The sequence below is a fragment of the Shewanella sp. ISTPL2 genome (assembly GCF_013283205.1).
Classification (GTDB): Bacteria; Pseudomonadota; Gammaproteobacteria; order Enterobacterales; family Shewanellaceae; genus Shewanella; species Shewanella oncorhynchi.
Window position 1 is genome coordinate 274950 of the sequence record NZ_JAAPAV010000001.1, and the last position, 17033, is coordinate 291982.

The 17033-nt window shown below is 43.6% G+C and carries 18 protein-coding genes; 15 read left to right on the forward strand and 3 right to left on the reverse strand.

The window, feature by feature from the left end:
• Position 1: 1 nt before the first annotated feature.
• The 15 genes from flgL (at position 2) to HUB64_RS01335 (ending at position 12242) form a co-directional block, all read left to right on the forward strand.
• The gene (gene flgL, locus HUB64_RS01265; protein WP_173496198.1) at positions 2-919 is read left to right on the forward strand and encodes a flagellar hook-associated protein FlgL; all 918 of its coding nucleotides are present in this window, start codon (positions 2-4) and stop codon (positions 917-919) included.
• Positions 920-931: 12 nt separating this feature from the next.
• Positions 932-1945, forward strand: coding sequence for a hypothetical protein (locus tag HUB64_RS01270; protein ID WP_168825875.1), 1014 nt, complete (start codon positions 932-934; stop codon positions 1943-1945).
• 144 nt (positions 1946-2089) lie between these two features.
• Complete coding sequence (locus HUB64_RS01275; RefSeq protein WP_006083386.1) at positions 2090-2902, forward strand: flagellin; 813 nt, start codon at positions 2090-2092, stop codon at positions 2900-2902.
• 216 nt (positions 2903-3118) lie between these two features.
• Positions 3119-3922, forward strand: coding sequence for a flagellin (locus tag HUB64_RS01280; protein ID WP_113940815.1), 804 nt, complete (start codon positions 3119-3121; stop codon positions 3920-3922).
• A 220-nt stretch (positions 3923-4142) separates the two neighbouring features.
• The gene (locus tag HUB64_RS01285) at positions 4143-4961 is read left to right on the forward strand and encodes a flagellin (RefSeq protein ID WP_113940814.1); all 819 of its coding nucleotides are present in this window, start codon (positions 4143-4145) and stop codon (positions 4959-4961) included.
• A 302-nt stretch (positions 4962-5263) separates the two neighbouring features.
• Complete coding sequence (gene fliD, locus HUB64_RS01290; protein ID WP_173496199.1) at positions 5264-6610, forward strand: flagellar filament capping protein FliD; 1347 nt, start codon at positions 5264-5266, stop codon at positions 6608-6610.
• Between the two features lie 13 nt (positions 6611-6623).
• Positions 6624-7004 (forward strand): flagellar export chaperone FliS, encoded by a 381-nt coding sequence (gene fliS / locus HUB64_RS01295; RefSeq protein WP_113940812.1) that lies wholly within the window; start codon positions 6624-6626, stop codon positions 7002-7004.
• A complete protein-coding gene (locus HUB64_RS01300; protein WP_168825871.1) occupies positions 6973-7299 on the forward strand; it encodes a hypothetical protein in 327 nt (108 codons plus the stop codon). The genes fliS and HUB64_RS01300 overlap by 32 nt, the downstream gene beginning before the upstream one ends.
• Positions 7289-8464, forward strand: a complete 1176-nt coding sequence (locus tag HUB64_RS01305; protein WP_173496200.1) for a flagellar hook-length control protein FliK — start codon at positions 7289-7291, stop codon at positions 8462-8464. Before HUB64_RS01300 ends, HUB64_RS01305 begins: the two co-directional genes overlap by 11 nt.
• 16 nt (positions 8465-8480) lie before the next feature.
• Complete coding sequence (gene fliL, locus HUB64_RS01310) at positions 8481-8948, forward strand: flagellar basal body-associated protein FliL (RefSeq protein WP_168825867.1); 468 nt, start codon at positions 8481-8483, stop codon at positions 8946-8948.
• 11 nt (positions 8949-8959) lie between these two features.
• Positions 8960-9676 (forward strand): RNA polymerase sigma factor FliA, encoded by a 717-nt coding sequence (locus tag HUB64_RS01315; protein ID WP_173496201.1) that lies wholly within the window; start codon positions 8960-8962, stop codon positions 9674-9676.
• Positions 9677-9699: 23 nt separating this feature from the next.
• Positions 9700-10557, forward strand: a complete 858-nt coding sequence (motA, locus tag HUB64_RS01320) for a flagellar motor stator protein MotA (RefSeq protein ID WP_113940807.1) — start codon at positions 9700-9702, stop codon at positions 10555-10557.
• Complete coding sequence (locus HUB64_RS01325) at positions 10557-11477, forward strand: flagellar motor protein MotB (RefSeq protein ID WP_131523401.1); 921 nt, start codon at positions 10557-10559, stop codon at positions 11475-11477. The genes motA and HUB64_RS01325 overlap by 1 nt, the downstream gene beginning before the upstream one ends.
• A gap of 34 nt (positions 11478-11511) precedes the next feature.
• Entirely contained in the window at positions 11512-11946 is a 435-nt protein-coding gene (locus HUB64_RS01330; protein WP_113940805.1) for a pilus assembly protein PilZ, read from the forward strand.
• Positions 11947-11954: 8 nt separating this feature from the next.
• Positions 11955-12242: a hypothetical protein gene (locus tag HUB64_RS01335; protein ID WP_113940804.1), complete on the forward strand. Its 288-nt coding sequence runs from the start codon at positions 11955-11957 to the stop codon at positions 12240-12242.
• A gap of 64 nt (positions 12243-12306) precedes the next feature.
• Here HUB64_RS01335 and HUB64_RS01340 read toward each other — a convergent pair whose 3' ends face one another.
• The 3 genes from HUB64_RS01340 to dusB form a co-directional block, all read right to left on the reverse strand.
• Positions 12307-15321 carry a UvrD-helicase domain-containing protein gene (locus HUB64_RS01340; RefSeq protein WP_173496202.1) on the reverse strand — a complete coding sequence of 1005 codons (3015 nt, stop codon included), beginning with the start codon at positions 15319-15321 and terminating at the stop codon, positions 12307-12309.
• Positions 15322-15661: 340 nt separating this feature from the next.
• Complete coding sequence (gene fis, locus HUB64_RS01345; protein WP_006083371.1) at positions 15662-15967, reverse strand: DNA-binding transcriptional regulator Fis; 306 nt, start codon at positions 15965-15967, stop codon at positions 15662-15664.
• Between the two features lie 16 nt (positions 15968-15983).
• Positions 15984-16952 carry a tRNA dihydrouridine synthase DusB gene (gene dusB / locus HUB64_RS01350; RefSeq protein WP_173497867.1) on the reverse strand — a complete coding sequence of 323 codons (969 nt, stop codon included), beginning with the start codon at positions 16950-16952 and terminating at the stop codon, positions 15984-15986.
• Between the last annotated feature and the right edge of the window lie 81 nt (positions 16953-17033).

Genomic DNA, 17033 nt, shown 5'->3' on the forward strand with positions numbered 1-17033 from the left:
CATGCGTGTAACAATGCAAAATTTATACACTAACAATTTAAACAGTTTGCAGAACACGACCTATGATGTGGCACGTTTGAATCAAATGCTCTCTAAAGGTGTTTCAATACTATCGCCTTCGGATGATCCTATTGGTGTTGTTCGGGTAATGGATAACCAACGCGATTTAGCACTAGTACAGCAATACGTTAAAAATATCGATTCCTTAAGTACCAATATGAGCCGTGCTGAAACCTATTTATCCAGCATGGTTGAGACGCAGCAGCGGATGAAAGAAATCAGTATTGCGACTAATAGCTCGAATCTCTCTAAAGAGGATAGAGCATCCTATGCTTCTGAAATGGAAGAACTCTTAAAGGGGTTAGTGGATAATATTAACGCCACCGATGAGTCGGGTAATTATCTCTTTTCGGGTAATGCGATTGAGAAAGCTGCGGTAGTTAAGGATGCGGCTGGGCGATACGTCTACCAAGGTGATGCTAGCGAGAGAACGGTACAAACGTCTAGCTCCTCATGGACTACGGCTAATGTCACCGCCGAAAAAGTCTTGTTCTCCAATGCTGGTCAAGATATTTTGAATCAAGCAATGGACTATATTAACGTATTAAATGATCCAAGCTTATCACCAAGCGATCCTGCTTTTAGTGCGGCCGCGAGTGGAATACAAACAGCGTTAAGTGAAACCTTAGATAGCATAGGTGTAGCTATTACCGATTTCGGTGGCAAGCAAAATAATCTCGCGTTAGTTAAAAGCTCCCATGAAGAAATGGTGTTGTTTAGTAAACAAGTGATAGGTGAAACGCAGGAGCTCGATTATGCCGCTGCCACTGCCGAGTTCAATGTCAAATTAACCGCATTAAAAATTACCCAGCAAACTTTTGTACAGATAAGCCAGCTGTCCCTTTTCAATCATATGTAGGTAATGAGTTAAATGATCAAAGGGATAGGTGAGTCACTTAGTCAGTTACGCCAAAGTCAGACGGTAACGTCTCATTATGTTGCTCCGATATCAGGTGTGCCCCGCAGTGCACCGAAAGCGAGGCCCATACCTAAGCATAGATTGGAAGCCTATGGACGTTGGGCTAAGGTGACTCAAGAGCAACATAATATTAGTGCATCGCAAGTGGTGTTACAGAGCTTGATTTCTGCCAAGAGTATCCTAGGTCAACTGAACAAACAGCTACAAACCTGCTTGTTCAGTAAAAACACAGTTGTTGAAGATGCATTACATAAAGCGGAGGAGTGTCGAAGACAATTAATCGAGATTAGGCCTTATTACCAAGGAAAGCGTTTACTCGATCATCACTTGAATTTGATTTCAGCATCCCAGCCTGCGGCATTACATTTTTTTAGGTTCCGACGAGTCGATCTCACATCACCTAAGAACCGCGATGAGCGGATTACGCTTTTTACTGAGAAGCAAACATTGCATTTGCTTTTGCCTGCCAATAAAAATCGCTTAGAGCTACAAGATATCATAGAGCCTGTTTTAGCTTCGATAGGGATAAGTATTGACCGCTTATCGACCAATGACACAGTGTTTACTGCACAGCATGAGACTTGGATGAAGCTCAATGGGGGGATTTTAATGGTGGGCGAAGGGCAAAGATTGCCAGCGGGTGAGCCGAGGAATATACCATTAGAAGAGAAATTTAGTTGGCAGGATCCCCGTGAATGGAATTTTACGGATACTGAAAAGTTAAAAATGACATTGGCTAAAGTGTCAAAGGTAGATAAAAAAGTCACAGTGCAAATTGATGATATTAAAGCATCCCACCGTTTACTACTGGTGAAGGTTAAGCAATTGACCGCATCTAGTCAGCCCAAATTTGAACTCCAGCATTTGCATAAATTTATGCAACCCTATCCTTTTGCCTATCAAGTAACATCTTTGATGGCGCAGGGAAATACGAACCGCGAACAGGTTAGCGCTCTGCTGCTCTAATTTTTGAAGCGAACCCTAAGTGTGATTATTTAATTTTTGAAAATAAGCTATTTGGCTTCAGTGATGAGCTTTTCATGTCGCCTTAATGAGTTATGCCTGGATTCAGGCCTAACCAAAACAATCGTTATTTTCTGGAGAACTACTATGTTAGGTGTTCATACTAATTACGCTTCAATCGTTGCGCAGGGTGCTGTAAATAAAAGCAATAACCTTTTAACTAATGCTATGGAGCGTTTATCGACTGGTTTACGTATTAATAGTGCATCTGATGATGCTGCTGGTCTGCAAATTGCTAACCGCATGAGCGCTAACGTAAAAGGTATGGAAACGGCTTCACGCAATATTTCTGATGCGACCTCTATGCTGCAAACCGCTGATGGTGCGTTAGAAGAATTAACGACCATTGCTAATCGCCAGAAAGAATTGGCTACTCAAGCCTCTAACGGCGTTAACTCTGCGGCTGATTTAACGGCATTAAATGATGAGTTCACGCAATTGAACGCCGAAATAACGCGTATTGTAGAAAATACCACTTATGCTGGTAATAAATTATTCGATACTGGTGTATTGACCTCTGGTACGGGCGTGAAATTTCAAATTGGCGCCGGAACAACGGAAACAATGGATGTTAAATTAGGCGCAATTCCTAAAACTGTCGCAGGTACTTTAACAGGTGGTACCGCCAATGCTGCGATTGCCCTTGTGGATACCTTCTTAGCCGCTGTGGGTACTGAGCGTTCTACCTTAGGTGCCAACATTAACCGTCTTGGCCATACTGCCGCTAACTTAGCGAGCGTTACCGAAAACACTAAAGCCGCTGCAGGCCGTATTATGGATGCCGACTTTGCGGTTGAATCTGCCAATATGACCCGCAATCAATTATTAGTTCAAGCAGGTACAACGGTACTGTCTTCAGCTAACCAAAATACGGGTTTAGTGATGGGGTTACTGCGCTAATGTTATTCAATTAGTCAGTGTTAGTTTTAATGCCAGTAAGCTTAGCTTGCTGGCATTTTTTTATGGTGTGCATGCCATTTCAGTCTAGTTTTTACAGTGCTATACACTCTATTTTTTAAATATCGATTTTAGTTGTGGGCTTGTGTAGTCGCTTTAGTTAGTTATGCCTGAACTCAGGTCTAACCCAAATGCTCGTTATTTAATGGAGAACTACATATGTTAGGTGTTCACACTAATTACGCTTCAATTGTTGCTCAAGGTGCTGTTAACAAAAGCAATAACCTATTGACTAATGCAATGGAGCGTTTATCGACAGGTTTACGTATCAATAGCGCATCTGATGATGCTGCTGGTTTGCAAATTGCTAACCGCATGAGCGCTAACGTTAAAGGTATGGAAACCGCTTCACGTAATATTTCTGATGCGACCTCTATGCTACAAACCGCTGATGGTGCGTTAGAAGAATTAACGACCATTGCTAATCGCCAGAAAGAACTCGCCACTCAAGCGGCAAACGGTGTGAACTCTGCTGATGATTTAACGGCTCTGAATGATGAGTTTACTCAATTAAACACCGAAATTACCCGTATTCTCGATAATACAACTTATGCCGGTAATAACTTATTCACCAAGTTGGAGGCTGGTGTTACCTTCCAAATTGGTGCCGGAACGGGTGAAAAATTGGTTGTTACAACAACAGCCATAGATGATGCTGCGCTGGCTGCTGGTGATTTAACTACTGGCGCGAATGCGGCAATTGCCCTTGTTGATACTTTTATCGCAGCAGTCGGTACAGAACGTTCTACACTAGGCGCCAACATTAACCGTCTTGGACATACTGCAGCTAACCTTGCCAGTGTGACTGAAAATACCAAAGCTGCCGCTGGACGTATTATGGATGCCGATTTCGCGGTTGAATCTGCCAATATGACCCGCAATCAATTATTAGTTCAAGCGGGTACAACGGTACTGTCTTCTGCTAACCAAAATACAGGTTTAGTGATGGGGCTACTGCGTTAATTACGCCGAGTTGAGTTAGTTTTAAGTGCCAGTAAGCTTAGCTTGCTGGCATTTTTTATGGCGTTTTGTGGATGCCATTTAAGTCTGTTTTTATAGAGGTGCTCCCATCTATTTTTAAATAAGTTTTAGTTTTGCGCTGTTGCTGTCGCCTTACTTAGTTATGGAGCTATACCGGGATTCAGGCATAGCCAAGATAACTGTTTTTTCTAGGAGAGCTGATATGTTAGGTGTTCACACTAATTACGCGTCAATTGTTGCACAAGGTGCTGTTAATAAAAGTAATAATCTATTAACTAATGCTATGGAGCGTCTGTCGACGGGTTTACGTATCAATAGCGCATCTGATGATGCAGCGGGTTTGCAAATTGCTAACCGCATGAGCGCTAACGTAAAGGGCATGGAAACGGCTTCACGCAATATTTCTGATGCGACCTCTATGCTGCAAACCGCAGATGGTGCGTTAGAAGAATTAACGACTATTGCTAACCGCCAGAAAGAATTGGCGACTCAAGCATCAAACGGCGTTAACTCTACAGCAGATTTAAAAGCGTTGGATGATGAATTTAAGCAATTAAATGCAGAAATTACCCGGATTGTAGAAAATACAACCTATGCGGGTAATAACTTATTTAAAGATGCTACTGATGGTGTACTCGTCAAAGGTGTGACCTTTCAGATTGGCTCGGATGGAGCAGAGCAAATGTCAGTTACCTTAGGTGCTATTGATAAGACAGTTACTGGTGATTTGTTGACTTCTGCAGCCGCCAATACGGCTATCGGGGCTGTTGATACCTTCTTGGCTAAAGTGGGGACAGAACGTTCAACCTTAGGTGCCAACATTAACCGTCTTGGCCATACTGCGGCTAACCTTGCCAGCGTAACTGAAAATACTAAAGCCGCTGCCGGCCGTATTATGGATGCCGATTTCGCGGTTGAATCTGCCAATATGACACGTAATCAATTATTAGTTCAGGCGGGTACAACGGTACTGTCTTCAGCTAACCAGAACACGGGTTTAGTCATGGGTCTATTGCGTTAATGCTATTGGGCAAGTGATGTCATTGGTCACGGCTAAAATGCCAGTTAGTTGCGCTGACTGGCATTTTTATTTTAGCCACGGTTTATGTATTGGTCGGTAGTCGCTAAACCCGAGATTGAAACCTATAAGGTTCATGTTTTAGTGGGTAATTTTCGATAACACAAAGTGGAAGATGGTTTTCCTGTTTAAGTGTTCATGCGGAAGTATTTAGCTGTGTTTGGGCCAGTTAATTATTTAATTTTCTTTAAAAACAGTAACTTGTTTTTGGCATGCGTTTTGCTCTAGAACGAGTGGAGGTAGTCATGATTTCAGGTATGAATGCAGCACAATTTGCTCAGCAACTGATTGGCGCAGACCGCGCAGGTAAAGATACGCTTTACAAAGGTAAGCTAACTGCCAGCAAAACACAGTTAGATGCTTATACATTGCTCGAAAATAATATGAAGAAGATGGCCACTAAGCTGAGTGAAATGGGTGGCGATGCAGCTAAAGGCAAAATTGCTACGGTTACGGGCGAGAATGCGACCGCGACAGTTAAATCTGATGCTCCAAAGGGCAACTATGATTTGAGCGTGCATAAACTTGCGCAAGCGCATCAACTGACTAAAGCCTATTCCTCTGAAAGTGAATTGTTGCCAACGTCGGGCATTATCAGTATTCAAGTCGGTAGTGATCCGACTAAGCGCATGGACATTGATTTGGCAACGGTTAATGGCGGTGCGGCTATTTCTGTGTCTCAGTTACGCGATGTGATCAATAAACAAGTGGGTAATCCTGGTGTACAAGCGTCATTAGTGCGCACAGGTAACCAAATCGAATTTATGCTGTCTTCAAAGGAATCGGGTGTCGCGAATCAAGTGAAGGTAGAGTTTAACGGTGCCGATTGGGGCATGACAGAACGTCGTGCAGCACAAGATGCGGAACTCACATTAAACGGTATCAGTATTACCAGCAGTAGTAACTATCTAGAAAATGTTGTTGATGGTGTCAGCCTCGAATTAGTCAAGGTGCATGCGGCTGGTGAAAGCAGCATGATTAAAGTCACTGACGATTTTGAAGCGAATAAGAAAGCGGTTAAGGATTTTGTCGATTCATTTAATTCTTTAATGACGCAAATTAATCAATTAACTCGTTCTATGGGCGTTAAAACCTCTGACTCTGGCTCTTCCGATAAAGATAAGGAAGACAAAAGCACTGCAGTGAGTGAAGCGCAAATTGGTGTGTTGAAGGGGGATACCTCTATTCGCCTTCTCCAGTCTAAATTACGTGATTCTGTATTTGCAACGGCTGCTAATGGCATGCGTTTGTCTGATATCGGGATTGAGATTGGACGAGACGGAAAACTAAAAATTGATGATGCTAAGCTGACCGATAGCTTTAAAAGTGATCCAGAAAAAGTACAAGCCATGTTTACTGGTCCTGACAGTTATATCAAAAGCATAGAAAAGACCCTAAAACCTTTTACACAGTTCAATGGCTATATCGATCAAAAGCAGGAAGCGCTAAATAAGCAGATTAAAAGTGTGAATGACAGTATGGCGCGCCATGATTATCAAATGAATCAAAAGTATCAGATTTATTTAACCCAGTTTACGGCAATGGAATCCACCATTAATCAGTTTAATTCCGCAAGTCAGTTGTTTTCATAGGAAGCAGTAAAAAATGTTAAATGAGTACGATCCATTTAATGCCTACAAGCAAACCGCTTTAGATGCACAAGTAGCGGCAGCAACAACCCATGACATGGTGCGTATGTTACTTGATGGTTTATTGGAAGAACTAGAGCGGACCGCTGGCCATATGGAATACCAAAGGTTTGAGGCGAAAGGAATGAGTATCCATAAGTGCCTTAATATCGTGCATGGCTTGGACTCTATGCTTGACCTTGAAAATGGTGGTGAGGTTGCCGTGAGCTTACATCGTCTCTATGACTTTTGTAGCCGTCAGCTTGTCAGCGCCAGTGTCGAAAACAGTGCTGAAGCGCTAGTTCCAGTGACTCAGGTGATTACCAATGTCAGAGAAGGATGGACAAATCTCAATTAAGCAGTGGGCGCGTTTTGCGAATGCTTTACGCCAATATGCAGATGCTCAGGATTGGGAAAGCGTCCGAAAAGTGAACATCGCTTTGATCAAAGCCCTGCAACAGGCAGGTGAGACTCATGATATTGAGCAGAAATTGGCACGTGCAGAATTAAAGCGGGTTCATTCCCAAGTGCTGCAAGAGTTGATCTTGGCTCGTGATGAATTAGCCGCTGAAATGGGCCGCTTTAAGGCGCAACAACCAGGTTTAGCAGCCTATCAATTAACACAAGTAAGTGGAGCTTTGGATGATCTCTGATCTTCTTTCAACTCGTCCTGTTGGCACAAATACCAGCTTGACGACTAAAGTGGCAAGTGCAGTTGATCAAGATAAATCAGAGTCATTTACCTTGTTGGGGTTGCCAGTCGGATTGTCTGCAGCGCCTCTCCCGTTAGAGGGGACTCAGTGGACTCAGAATGCCGAACATGCTTTAGAAAGAGATGCTGATACTTTTTTAAATCAATATGTTAATAGCAATTTATCTGACTCAGTATCTTTTGTTCCTGTTGTACCAGTATTGTCTCAGCCACTGTTAAATACTGAGATTAACTCAGCGCCTATTATTCAAGATGGCTTAGCCGCCACGCTTCAGGCTAGTCTCGTTTCACCGACTGCTGTAGCGCCGTTTGTTCCTGTGATTTTTCCCGCGGAAGCTATTAAAACTGATCCGATAGGTCGAACTCCTGCGTCTTTAATTGGGCTCTCAGCCACAGATCAAAGAGGAACGCTATTTAGTTCAGGTATGACCTCATCTATGGCTCTTGCAGGAAGCAGTACTCAGCCAGTGGGCATGAGTGGCGAATCCTTGAAAATGAGCGGCGTATTTACGCAGGATTCAACGCTGGCAACTTTCTCTGGGGATTTTGAGCATTTGAAATCTGACTCGTCAGTGTTTCAGCGTGTGTTGGCAGAACTTAGGGGGCATGAAGTTAAAGATATTAATGCGATAGGATCTCAGCAGGTTGCGGGTACGCAGGCTGCAAGTGCTACTCAATGGGGCCCGGTATCTATCACTCCCATGGCTTCTTTAGCGCAGCACTCTCAGGAGATCCTTACTCCCTTAAGAGAGCATCTTCGTTTCCAAGTCGATCAACATATTAAGAAAGCCGAATTAAGGTTAGATCCGCCAGAGCTGGGCAAGATTGAGCTCAATATCCGTTTAGAGGGCGATCGTTTACAGGTGCAAATGCATGCAGTAAATCCGGCAATTCGAGATGCATTACTCAATGGTTTGGATCGTTTGAGAGTGGATTTAGCAATGGATCATGGCGGTCAAATTGATGTCGATATTGGTCAAGGTGAATCGCAACAGCATCAACAGGAAACTGCATTATTCTCCTCTTCGATAGCGGCTGAGACTACAACGGATAATGTAGTCGATGTGATGGCGAGAGAGAAATCCCAATTAGATTTATTGGCTTAAGTGCCGGAGTCGTTTAATGGCAATTTTAAAATCTCGTTTAGTAAAGATTATCGTAGCGTTACTTGTGCTCATTAGTTCGACCGCAGGTGCATTCTGGATTGGAACAAGTAGTGGAGATTGGAAGCTAGCAGAGCTTTTTGCATCGGAACCGGAAGTCGAACCTATACCAGTTGCAAAGTTTTACCCGTTAGAAAAGTTTGTGATATCGATTCCCGGGGATAAGTATCCCCATTACATGCTGCTTGAAATGTCATTAAAAAGCCGTAATCCCAATATGAAAGCGGTGTTGCTGGAGTCAGATCCACTTATACGAAACGCTATGATGAAGATGTTCTCACGTAAAACATTTGAGCAGTTGAACCACTTAGATCAGCTTGACAGTTTACAATCAGAAGCGTTGATATTGATGGTTAAAGTGCTGTCAGATAACCAATTACCATCAGATATTGATGAAGTACTCTTTACTCGCATGGTGATCCAGTAAGAGGCCTTATCATGACAGCAGCGGGCCAACTCGCATATCAACAAACCTGTGATTATCCAGTCGAAGAGCGTCAATCTGAACAACAGATTATTCGACAATACTTGCCATTAATCAAACGTATAGTCTCGCAGATGCGCAGTCACTGCGGCGTGATGTTATCACTCGAGGATATGGAGCAAATTGGCATGATGGCCTTGCTTGAGTCATCACGTCGGTATCCTGGCGAGCTGGATAATGGATTTATTTCCTTCGCTGGGCAACGGATTCGCGGTGCCATACTCGACGAGTTGAGGCGGCAGGATTGGCGTCCTAGACCTGTTAGACAGCAGGCCCATGAGCTTAATGATGTTGTTAGACGTTTGAGTCGAGAGATGGGACGTGAACCAAGCGATCTTGAAGTGGCCAGTGCGCTTGGGCTGAGCGCGGAGGATTATCGGGAACGTTTATACTCGACGCAAGCTGAGTCGATGAAAAGCTTAGATGAGTTGCTATTGGGCGGTGATCATCCAGTAGACAGAAGTAATGATGTTGAGCGGTTAATACTGAAGCAAACTTTGATCAAAGTTATTTCAAAATTAAATGAAAGAGAACAGCTAATTCTGTCGCTTTACTATCATCATGAGCTGAATTTAAAAGAGATAGCTATGGCATTGGGATTGACTGAAACGCGTATTTGCCAACTGCATAAATCAGCTATTTCACAGTTAAAAACAATATTGCAGCGCTAAAGTTTAAAAGTGAGAAGATCGTAATGAGTAAACTAGTTGGGCTGTTAATCATTTTAGCTTCTGTGTTTGGTGGATATGTTTGGGCGGGTGGAGCTTTGTCTGCATTGTGGCAGCCTGCTGAAATTTTAATCATTATGGGGGCCGGAGTTGGAGCGCTCATTATTGCTAACCCACAATCAGTATTAAAAGAAATGCTTGAGCAGTTAAAAGAATTATTTAATAAGGGCAAGGAAGATCCTGAATTATATCCTCAGTTATTTCCTTTGATGGGCACTTTAATGGCTCAGATCCAATCTCAAGGCTTAAAAGTGCTCGATGAACATTTAGAAAATCCTCATCAGAGCTCTATTTTTCTAATGTACCCAGCCGTGCTTAATCACCCAAATGTTTTACAGTTTTTAATTGATAACTTACGAGTGCAGTCTATTGGGAAAATATCTCCCCATGACTTAGAGCATATCCTAGAAGAAGAGATTCATCGAATAGAAGAGGACAGATTACGACCATCGGAAGCTTTTAGTAAGGTGGGAGAGGCTATGCCTGGCTTTGGTATTTTAGCTGCTGTTCTCGGTATTATCATTACTATGTCTAATATTGATGGCCCAATTACTATGATTGGTGTCAAAGTTGCCGCGGCATTAGTCGGTACATTTATCGGTATTTTCGCGTGTTATTGTTTCTTTGACCCAATGTCAAAGGCATTAGAACATCTAGTTGATCGTAAATCGGCACAGCTTCGGTGCATAGCCGCTATTTTAGTGACCTTTTCAAAAGGTAAACCACCAATGATGGCTATTGATGCGGGACGGAAACAAATACAAAGTGAAAATCGTCCTTCATTTATCGAGTTAGAACGTTGGATGGAAGGGCAGAGAAGCTAATGCTCCATAAAAATGAGCCGATTATTATCAAGCGGCGAAAGCGAGGAAAGCGTAATCATGGGCATGGTGGTGCGTGGAAAGTCGCTTTTGCCGATTTCACGCTTGCTATGATGGCGCTCTTTATGGTGCTGTGGATCATGCAAATCGCAGATCAAAAAGAGCGAACCATGATAGTGCAGTATTTACGTGGAGATATGAATCCCACTGGTCCAATGAATCCATTTGAGCTAAGTCAGTCATCTTCGATTATTGATTTAGAAGGAAATATGTCTATTGCTCCTCCAATCATACCTTCCAATTCTATGCCTAGAGGTTCGGAGTCAGAAGGATTAGAGGAGGGTGCGCTCATCCCCGGGCAATTTGATACTCAGGCGCAATTAACTGTGCTCGCCAGAGAATTGAATCGAGTCGTGCAAAGCTCGAGCATGGCTGAAAATATTGCCGTGACGATTGTGCCTCAAGGCATACGCATCTTAATTCACGATAATGTGAATCAATTTATGTTCACGCGAGGCAGTGCGCAGATGCAACCCTATTTTGAAGAATTACTTTTATCTTTAGGGCCGATTTTAAAAAATGTCACCAACAGCATGGTTATTTCGGGTCATACGGATTCAACGCCTTATGCGGGCAATTTATTTACCAATTGGGAATTATCGAGTGAAAGAGCACTATTAGCACGAAGAGTGCTTGAGCGTGGCGGTGTTAAACGCGATCAGGTTATTCAGGTGACGGGTATGGCTGATCAGGTTCCTTACATCACTTCGGATACTGCTGCGGCGGCTAATCGTCGGATTGAGGCGCTTATTTTAACCTCCTCTGCTGAACAGTTATTAAGAGGCATGATTGGCGCTCCGAACGATACAGTCCCAAGTGGCGTTACAATCAACGAAATTAAGCGCCAAGCAAACACTCGCTAGTGTTAATACCTGCTCTCATTTGTTAGGGATGACTATGAATCTGTATGAAGAGTTTGTACATTCTGAGGATGAAGTTGAAGCGACCCCTGAGTATCAGATTATTGAATTTGATAATCGTCGAACTCATCAAAGATTTAGCCTGAGACGAAATAAAAGAGCGCCACTCGCATTTGCATGCGATGGCCTGACAGTAAATTTATCAACAACTCGCTGGTTTGTTATTACGCCGATTGGAACTGCAAATATAAAAGATATTAGCATTGGCGGTGTTGGGATTTTGTGCAATGAACCACTGCCAGTAGGGAGGAGATTCTATATTGAACTTGAGCAAACACGAGTCTTATGTGAGGTAACTCGAGAACACACGATTAAAGGTCGATTGAAGTTCTTAGGCGCTCGCTGGATTTATCGTGATAAAGCTGAAGTCCAGAACTTGATTGATGCAATTAGACTACGGGCGAAAATATAGGATATGCAATGGCTGCATCTTTTCATCGAAACGGCTCGGATAAATTACAGAAGGTCTTTCTGTATCTTATTCTGCTGAATTGGCTATTGCTTATTATTGTTGCACTCAATATGAATACATTACGCTTTAGCCATGGTGTTATGATTTCAATTATGATTTTTATCTATAATTATTTTCTGGCTCATTTATGTTTTATTCGTGCTGCCAGAGCGCAAGATGCTTATCTCATTTACCCAGTGGTTATTGGCGCACTCAGCTCCTTTTTCCTCGTTGTTTATTTCTTCTTTTTACTCTAAATCCCCTGCCTATAAAAATGAGTTGCGACTCATTGTTATAGGCTTTTGTTGAGCATTCTTGCATCTAGCTCACATGCTTTTTGGGTCGCTCGCATGGGAGCGACAACTTGGCCTTGTTTAGAATATTCATGCAGCTGGGTAGGTTTTGCCCGCGGTAATTGCGACAAGCCCAAAAGGGGCCGAATCGACCATCCTTTAACAGCATATCGCCACCACAGAGGCTACAAAGTGGTGCTATATGACCACAGTTCTCATTCAAACATACCTTAAAGCCAGCAAAGCGTGTGCGGGTCATTGGGCTAGCACAGAGCTCACAACCTTCTTCCTTGTGATCGCAAAGGGGAAAATGTGAGCAGGAATAAAACGATTTAAATTTTCCCGTTCTAGGCTTAAGCGTTCCCGTGCTACAACGCACGCATTTTATGTCTTCAAATAACCTTTGAACTAAAGAGATGCTGAACTCATCTTGTTCAATTGCGTAGCCTTTTGTAAGCAGTTCGGTGACGAATGGGCTCACGTCTGTCATATCGGCAATCACATAGGCGCGGTGTTTTGCCCGCGTTAACGCGACATAAAACAGTCGACGTTCTTCTGCAAATTCAAACGCTTCTGTTTTTGGTAAAAATGCATCTAGTATCGGAGGAGTGACTTTCATTGAAGGGAAGCCATGCATTCCCGTCTTCATCCCCATGATCACCACATAATCGGCTTCTTTCCCTTTCGAAGCATGAAAAGATTGGCACTCAATTTTCAAGTTAGGGTACTTAGCCTCGAGTTGGTTTACTTGGGTTTTATCGGGTAGCTGAAACCAAAAACGTGCCAGTAAATAGACGCTTGCTACGCTGTTAAGTTTGTCACTTCTAGCGCTTATCCTTGCACTAATGGCCATTAATGCTTGTTCCAGTGCATTTGGGCTTGGTTCATTTAGGTTTGACTGCTCATTTTCTCCGCGGCGTAATATTGAGACTGCAGAGTAGGCGACCTGCATGAGGGAGTGAATGTCCTTCCTCAATTGCGTGGGATTCTGGGTAACAAACTGAGTGGCGACTTGCCCAATACTACTGTTAAACCTAAAAGTCAGATCCAAGTAGCTTTGGGTTGTTGGGCCAAAATATTGGCTAAATTGCGTTGTTAAACTCACATCTGCACCGCTAAAACGATAAATTGCCTGCCAGTCATCCCCGACACAAAATAAAGACGCCAACGCTTTAGAATGGGGTGCACAGGAATCTCTCAAGGCGCGGACTAAGCGGGCACGTGGTTCTGAAATATCTTGGAACTCATCCACCATAATAAAACGCCACGGGCTAATGAATTGTCCGCGTTGTAGATACGTCAACGCTTTGCCAATCATGTCCTCAAAATCAATGTCGCCATTTATCGCTAAATGCTGCTCATAGCGCGTGAGTATGGGCTCAAGCAGTTCGAATGCCTTGCGGGTCTGCTGAGCATCGGCGGCGCGAGCAAATACACCCTCAAGCCCATGTTCATCAAGGCAAACCGCTTTATACAGCCCTATCAGCTGACTAAACATTTTTGCCAATTCGGTCACGCGGCCAAGTTCATGTAGGGTTGCTAGTATGGCTTCATCGGGTAAGGGCGCATATTGTACTTTAAAGACCTGTAAAGCTTGCTCAAGCTTACTGATTAACAACCCTTTTTTATGTTGGTAATAAAATAGCTCAACACATTTAGTGCCATGCTGTTGATGTAGCTGGCGTTTCCATGCCATCGATTCCAAATACTTCTGGTTATCGATATAAGGAGCGGTATGCTGGTGTTCATCAATACCATAGTATTCAAGATAAATTTGGTATTCAGGCAGATAGAAATCGGGTTGATACTGACGAAAATCAATACTGCGCACATCATGCTTATACTTAGCTTCATAGACATATTCGATGCCATTGCTAAATAGCCAGTTGGCAATGTAGAGCTCACCAAAGCTTTTGACTCGCTCACCTTTAAGACTGCGAATATCGTTATCATTCAAGTATTGAAAATACTCGCCTTCCATATCGAACTCGAATGGGCTTTTTTCAACATAATAGAAACGACTGAAGTACTCGAAAAGCTGTTTACGGTAAGCCTCATTTTCAATCAAAGTCTCAAGGGTATTGTGCACCCACAGCTCTTTGGCTTTGTCATCCTCCGCTAAAGGGGACAAACTCGGTTTTGCTCGCTCAACGTCGGCGATAATTTTTGAGCCTAAACTGTGGAAGGTGCTCGCCTTGATATCATCCGTACCGAGCCTGTTTTTAATCCGCTCATCCATCTCGTCAGCCGCTTTACGGCCATAGGCTAATAGCAATATTTCATCGGCTTTTGCTTGACCACTCTTAAGCAAATATCCTGCTCGACCAACCATCACACTGGTCTTTCCCGTGCCTGCGCCTGCCAATAACAAGTTATTGTTATCATCGATAATACAAGCTCGGCGCTGTTTTTCGGTTAAGGGATTAGATTCTACATGCTCAAAATAGTCAGCAAATTTAACGAGCTGAGACTGAATGTAATCTTCACGCAACTGCTTTATATCGGCGCGAGTCCAGCGGTGGATTTGCTTAAGCCTCGCTAACACAGTGTGTAAATGTGCAGACAATGGTAGGTTTTCACACCAAGGGAACCAGCGCTGGTATTCGCGCGCGACTCTGGCTTGTATCATTTCTAAACGTGATTCACGTAAATAAGTGTGTGTCAGTGTCTTATCCACTTTCGCCATTAACTCAGCAACGCGCGGCCCATTGGCATTTGCCCAATACTGTGCGATTTGATAGCTAAATTGATGTTGTGCAAAATAGCTGAGAAACGGCAGTTGATAGGCTTTGCCTAATACCGTGAAACCGAGTAGATAACCTAGTGGACTTAAGGTAAAAAATGGTGGGGAATCGAGCTGTTGCCAGGTAAAACATTCGTCAGCTGCTACTTTGTTAGCGCTGCGAGAGTGAGCAAAAAAGCCGCCTTTAGTGCGATTAATGCTAATACCACTCGTGGTGAGTTTTACCGCATCAGCTTTGCCAATAAAGAAACGGCCAAACCAACTGTGTTTGATATCTTGTTCAGAGTGATTCAATGACAATGTAAAACCTACGGCTAAAAAGTTTTAGAATTAACAGACTGATTTTTAAATGCATTATAACTTAAAACCCGATGGCTCGTGTCAAGGTTGTGCTATGGGCTGTATGGATTATTTATTAATTTTGGTCGCTAGAGCAGCTAAGTGCATTGTATTGGTGAATGATGTCTTAGTTGGCGTGAGAGGCGTGGCAAACCAAGCATGATGGTAACTGTGTAACTATGTGCATAAGAAGGGCGCGCATTAGAAAGGTTTACATTAGAAAATGGTGTATCAGAAAGCAAAAAAGCCTGAATCTCTTCAGGCCTTTTCTTTTTCAATACAACAGCTTAATCCTTGCGGATTAATTCATGCCGTATTTTTTCAATTTTTTACGCAGAGTACCACGGTTGATACCTAGCATGTTTGCTGCGCGGGTTTGGTTGCCACGAGTGTGTTGCATGATGATGTCAAGCAGGGGCGCTTCAACTTCGCTTAGCACCATTTCATAAACTTCTTGTGCTTCCTGACCGTCCAACTGTGCGAAGAAGTTAGTTACGGCACGCTTGACGGCGTCACGTAATAACTGGGGCTTGATAGTGCCGTTTGCGGTTTCGATTTTGCCAACGGTAAGCTGGTGAACTTCTGTGTTAGTTGTCTGATCAAACATTCTATTCTGCTCTTTATTAATTCTGTACTAATTCATCAAAATAACATTCCACGAGGGAATACTGTTCTGCAGCGGTTTCCAGCCGATTAAAGTCAGCCCTAAATTGGCGCTGAGCTTCTTGGTCTAGGTACCATCCCATATGTTTTCTGGCGAAGCGGATACCCTTGTATTCACCATATAAGTCATACAGTTTGGTGAGGTGTTCCAGCATCACTTGACGCTGTTCGGCAACCTCAATGGGCGCTAGCTTATTACCCGTTTCCAAGTAGTGCTGGATTTCTCTGAAAATCCAAGGCCGTCCTTGAGCACCCCGTCCTATCATCAAGGCATCGGCACCGGTGTATTCCAGCACAAAGCGGGCTTTCTCCGGACTGTCGATGTCCCCATTGGCGACAACAGGAATCGAGACATTCTGTTTGATTGCTTTGATCGTGTCGTACTCGGCGTTGCCTCTGTACATACATTGTCTCGTGCGGCCGTGAACGGCGAGCGAGGCGATGCCACAATCCTCTGCAATCTGGGCGATTTGAACACCATTCTTGTGCTCTGGCTCCCAGCCGGTGCGAATCTTTAACGTGACAGGCACGTTCACTGCGGCGACCACGGCTTGTAAAATCTCTTTTACCAGCGTTGGATTTTGCATTAGCGCCGAGCCTGCCAGCTTTTTATTCACTTTTTTCGCCGGGCAACCCATGTTGATATCAATGATGTGAGCACCTTGTTCGACATTGAACAAGGCGGCTTGCGCCATTAAATCAGGATCAGCCCCTGCAATTTGCACTGAGCGGATGCCTTCCTCGCCAGAATGCGTCATGCGCTGGCGGCTTTTATCTGTATCCCAAACCTCGGGATTGGATGAAAGCATCTCGGAAACCGCTAAGGCTGCGCCATAACGAAGACAAAGATTGCGGAAGGCTTGATCGGTGACACCTGCCATTGGTGCCACGATCAGCTGATTGTTCAGTTGATAGGGTCCAATCTGCATTTTATGTTTCACCTTAGCTCTTCAAAGGGGCGCTATAGTAGCCCTTTTTGTTGGCCGTGAAAAGGTCAATAAATGACCTAG

Coding starts and splice junctions, on each gene's coding strand:
- flgL (WP_173496198.1), top strand. CDS start 2: ATGCGTGTAACAATGCAAAATTTATACACTAACAATTTAAACAGTTTG.
- HUB64_RS01270 (WP_168825875.1), top strand. CDS start 932: ATGATCAAAGGGATAGGTGAGTCACTTAGTCAGTTACGCCAAAGTCAG.
- HUB64_RS01275 (WP_006083386.1), top strand. CDS start 2,090: ATGTTAGGTGTTCATACTAATTACGCTTCAATCGTTGCGCAGGGTGCT.
- HUB64_RS01280 (WP_113940815.1), top strand. CDS start 3,119: ATGTTAGGTGTTCACACTAATTACGCTTCAATTGTTGCTCAAGGTGCT.
- HUB64_RS01285 (WP_113940814.1), top strand. CDS start 4,143: ATGTTAGGTGTTCACACTAATTACGCGTCAATTGTTGCACAAGGTGCT.
- fliD (WP_173496199.1), top strand. CDS start 5,264: ATGATTTCAGGTATGAATGCAGCACAATTTGCTCAGCAACTGATTGGC.
- fliS (WP_113940812.1), top strand. CDS start 6,624: ATGTTAAATGAGTACGATCCATTTAATGCCTACAAGCAAACCGCTTTA.
- HUB64_RS01300 (WP_168825871.1), top strand. CDS start 6,973: ATGTCAGAGAAGGATGGACAAATCTCAATTAAGCAGTGGGCGCGTTTT.
- HUB64_RS01305 (WP_173496200.1), top strand. CDS start 7,289: ATGATCTCTGATCTTCTTTCAACTCGTCCTGTTGGCACAAATACCAGC.
- fliL (WP_168825867.1), top strand. CDS start 8,481: ATGGCAATTTTAAAATCTCGTTTAGTAAAGATTATCGTAGCGTTACTT.
- HUB64_RS01315 (WP_173496201.1), top strand. CDS start 8,960: ATGACAGCAGCGGGCCAACTCGCATATCAACAAACCTGTGATTATCCA.
- motA (WP_113940807.1), top strand. CDS start 9,700: ATGAGTAAACTAGTTGGGCTGTTAATCATTTTAGCTTCTGTGTTTGGT.
- HUB64_RS01325 (WP_131523401.1), top strand. CDS start 10,557: ATGCTCCATAAAAATGAGCCGATTATTATCAAGCGGCGAAAGCGAGGA.
- HUB64_RS01330 (WP_113940805.1), top strand. CDS start 11,512: ATGAATCTGTATGAAGAGTTTGTACATTCTGAGGATGAAGTTGAAGCG.
- HUB64_RS01335 (WP_113940804.1), top strand. CDS start 11,955: ATGGCTGCATCTTTTCATCGAAACGGCTCGGATAAATTACAGAAGGTC.
- fis (WP_006083371.1), bottom strand. CDS start 15,967: ATGTTTGATCAGACAACTAACACAGAAGTTCACCAGCTTACCGTTGGC.
- dusB (WP_173497867.1), bottom strand. CDS start 16,952: ATGCAGATTGGACCCTATCAACTGAACAATCAGCTGATCGTGGCACCA.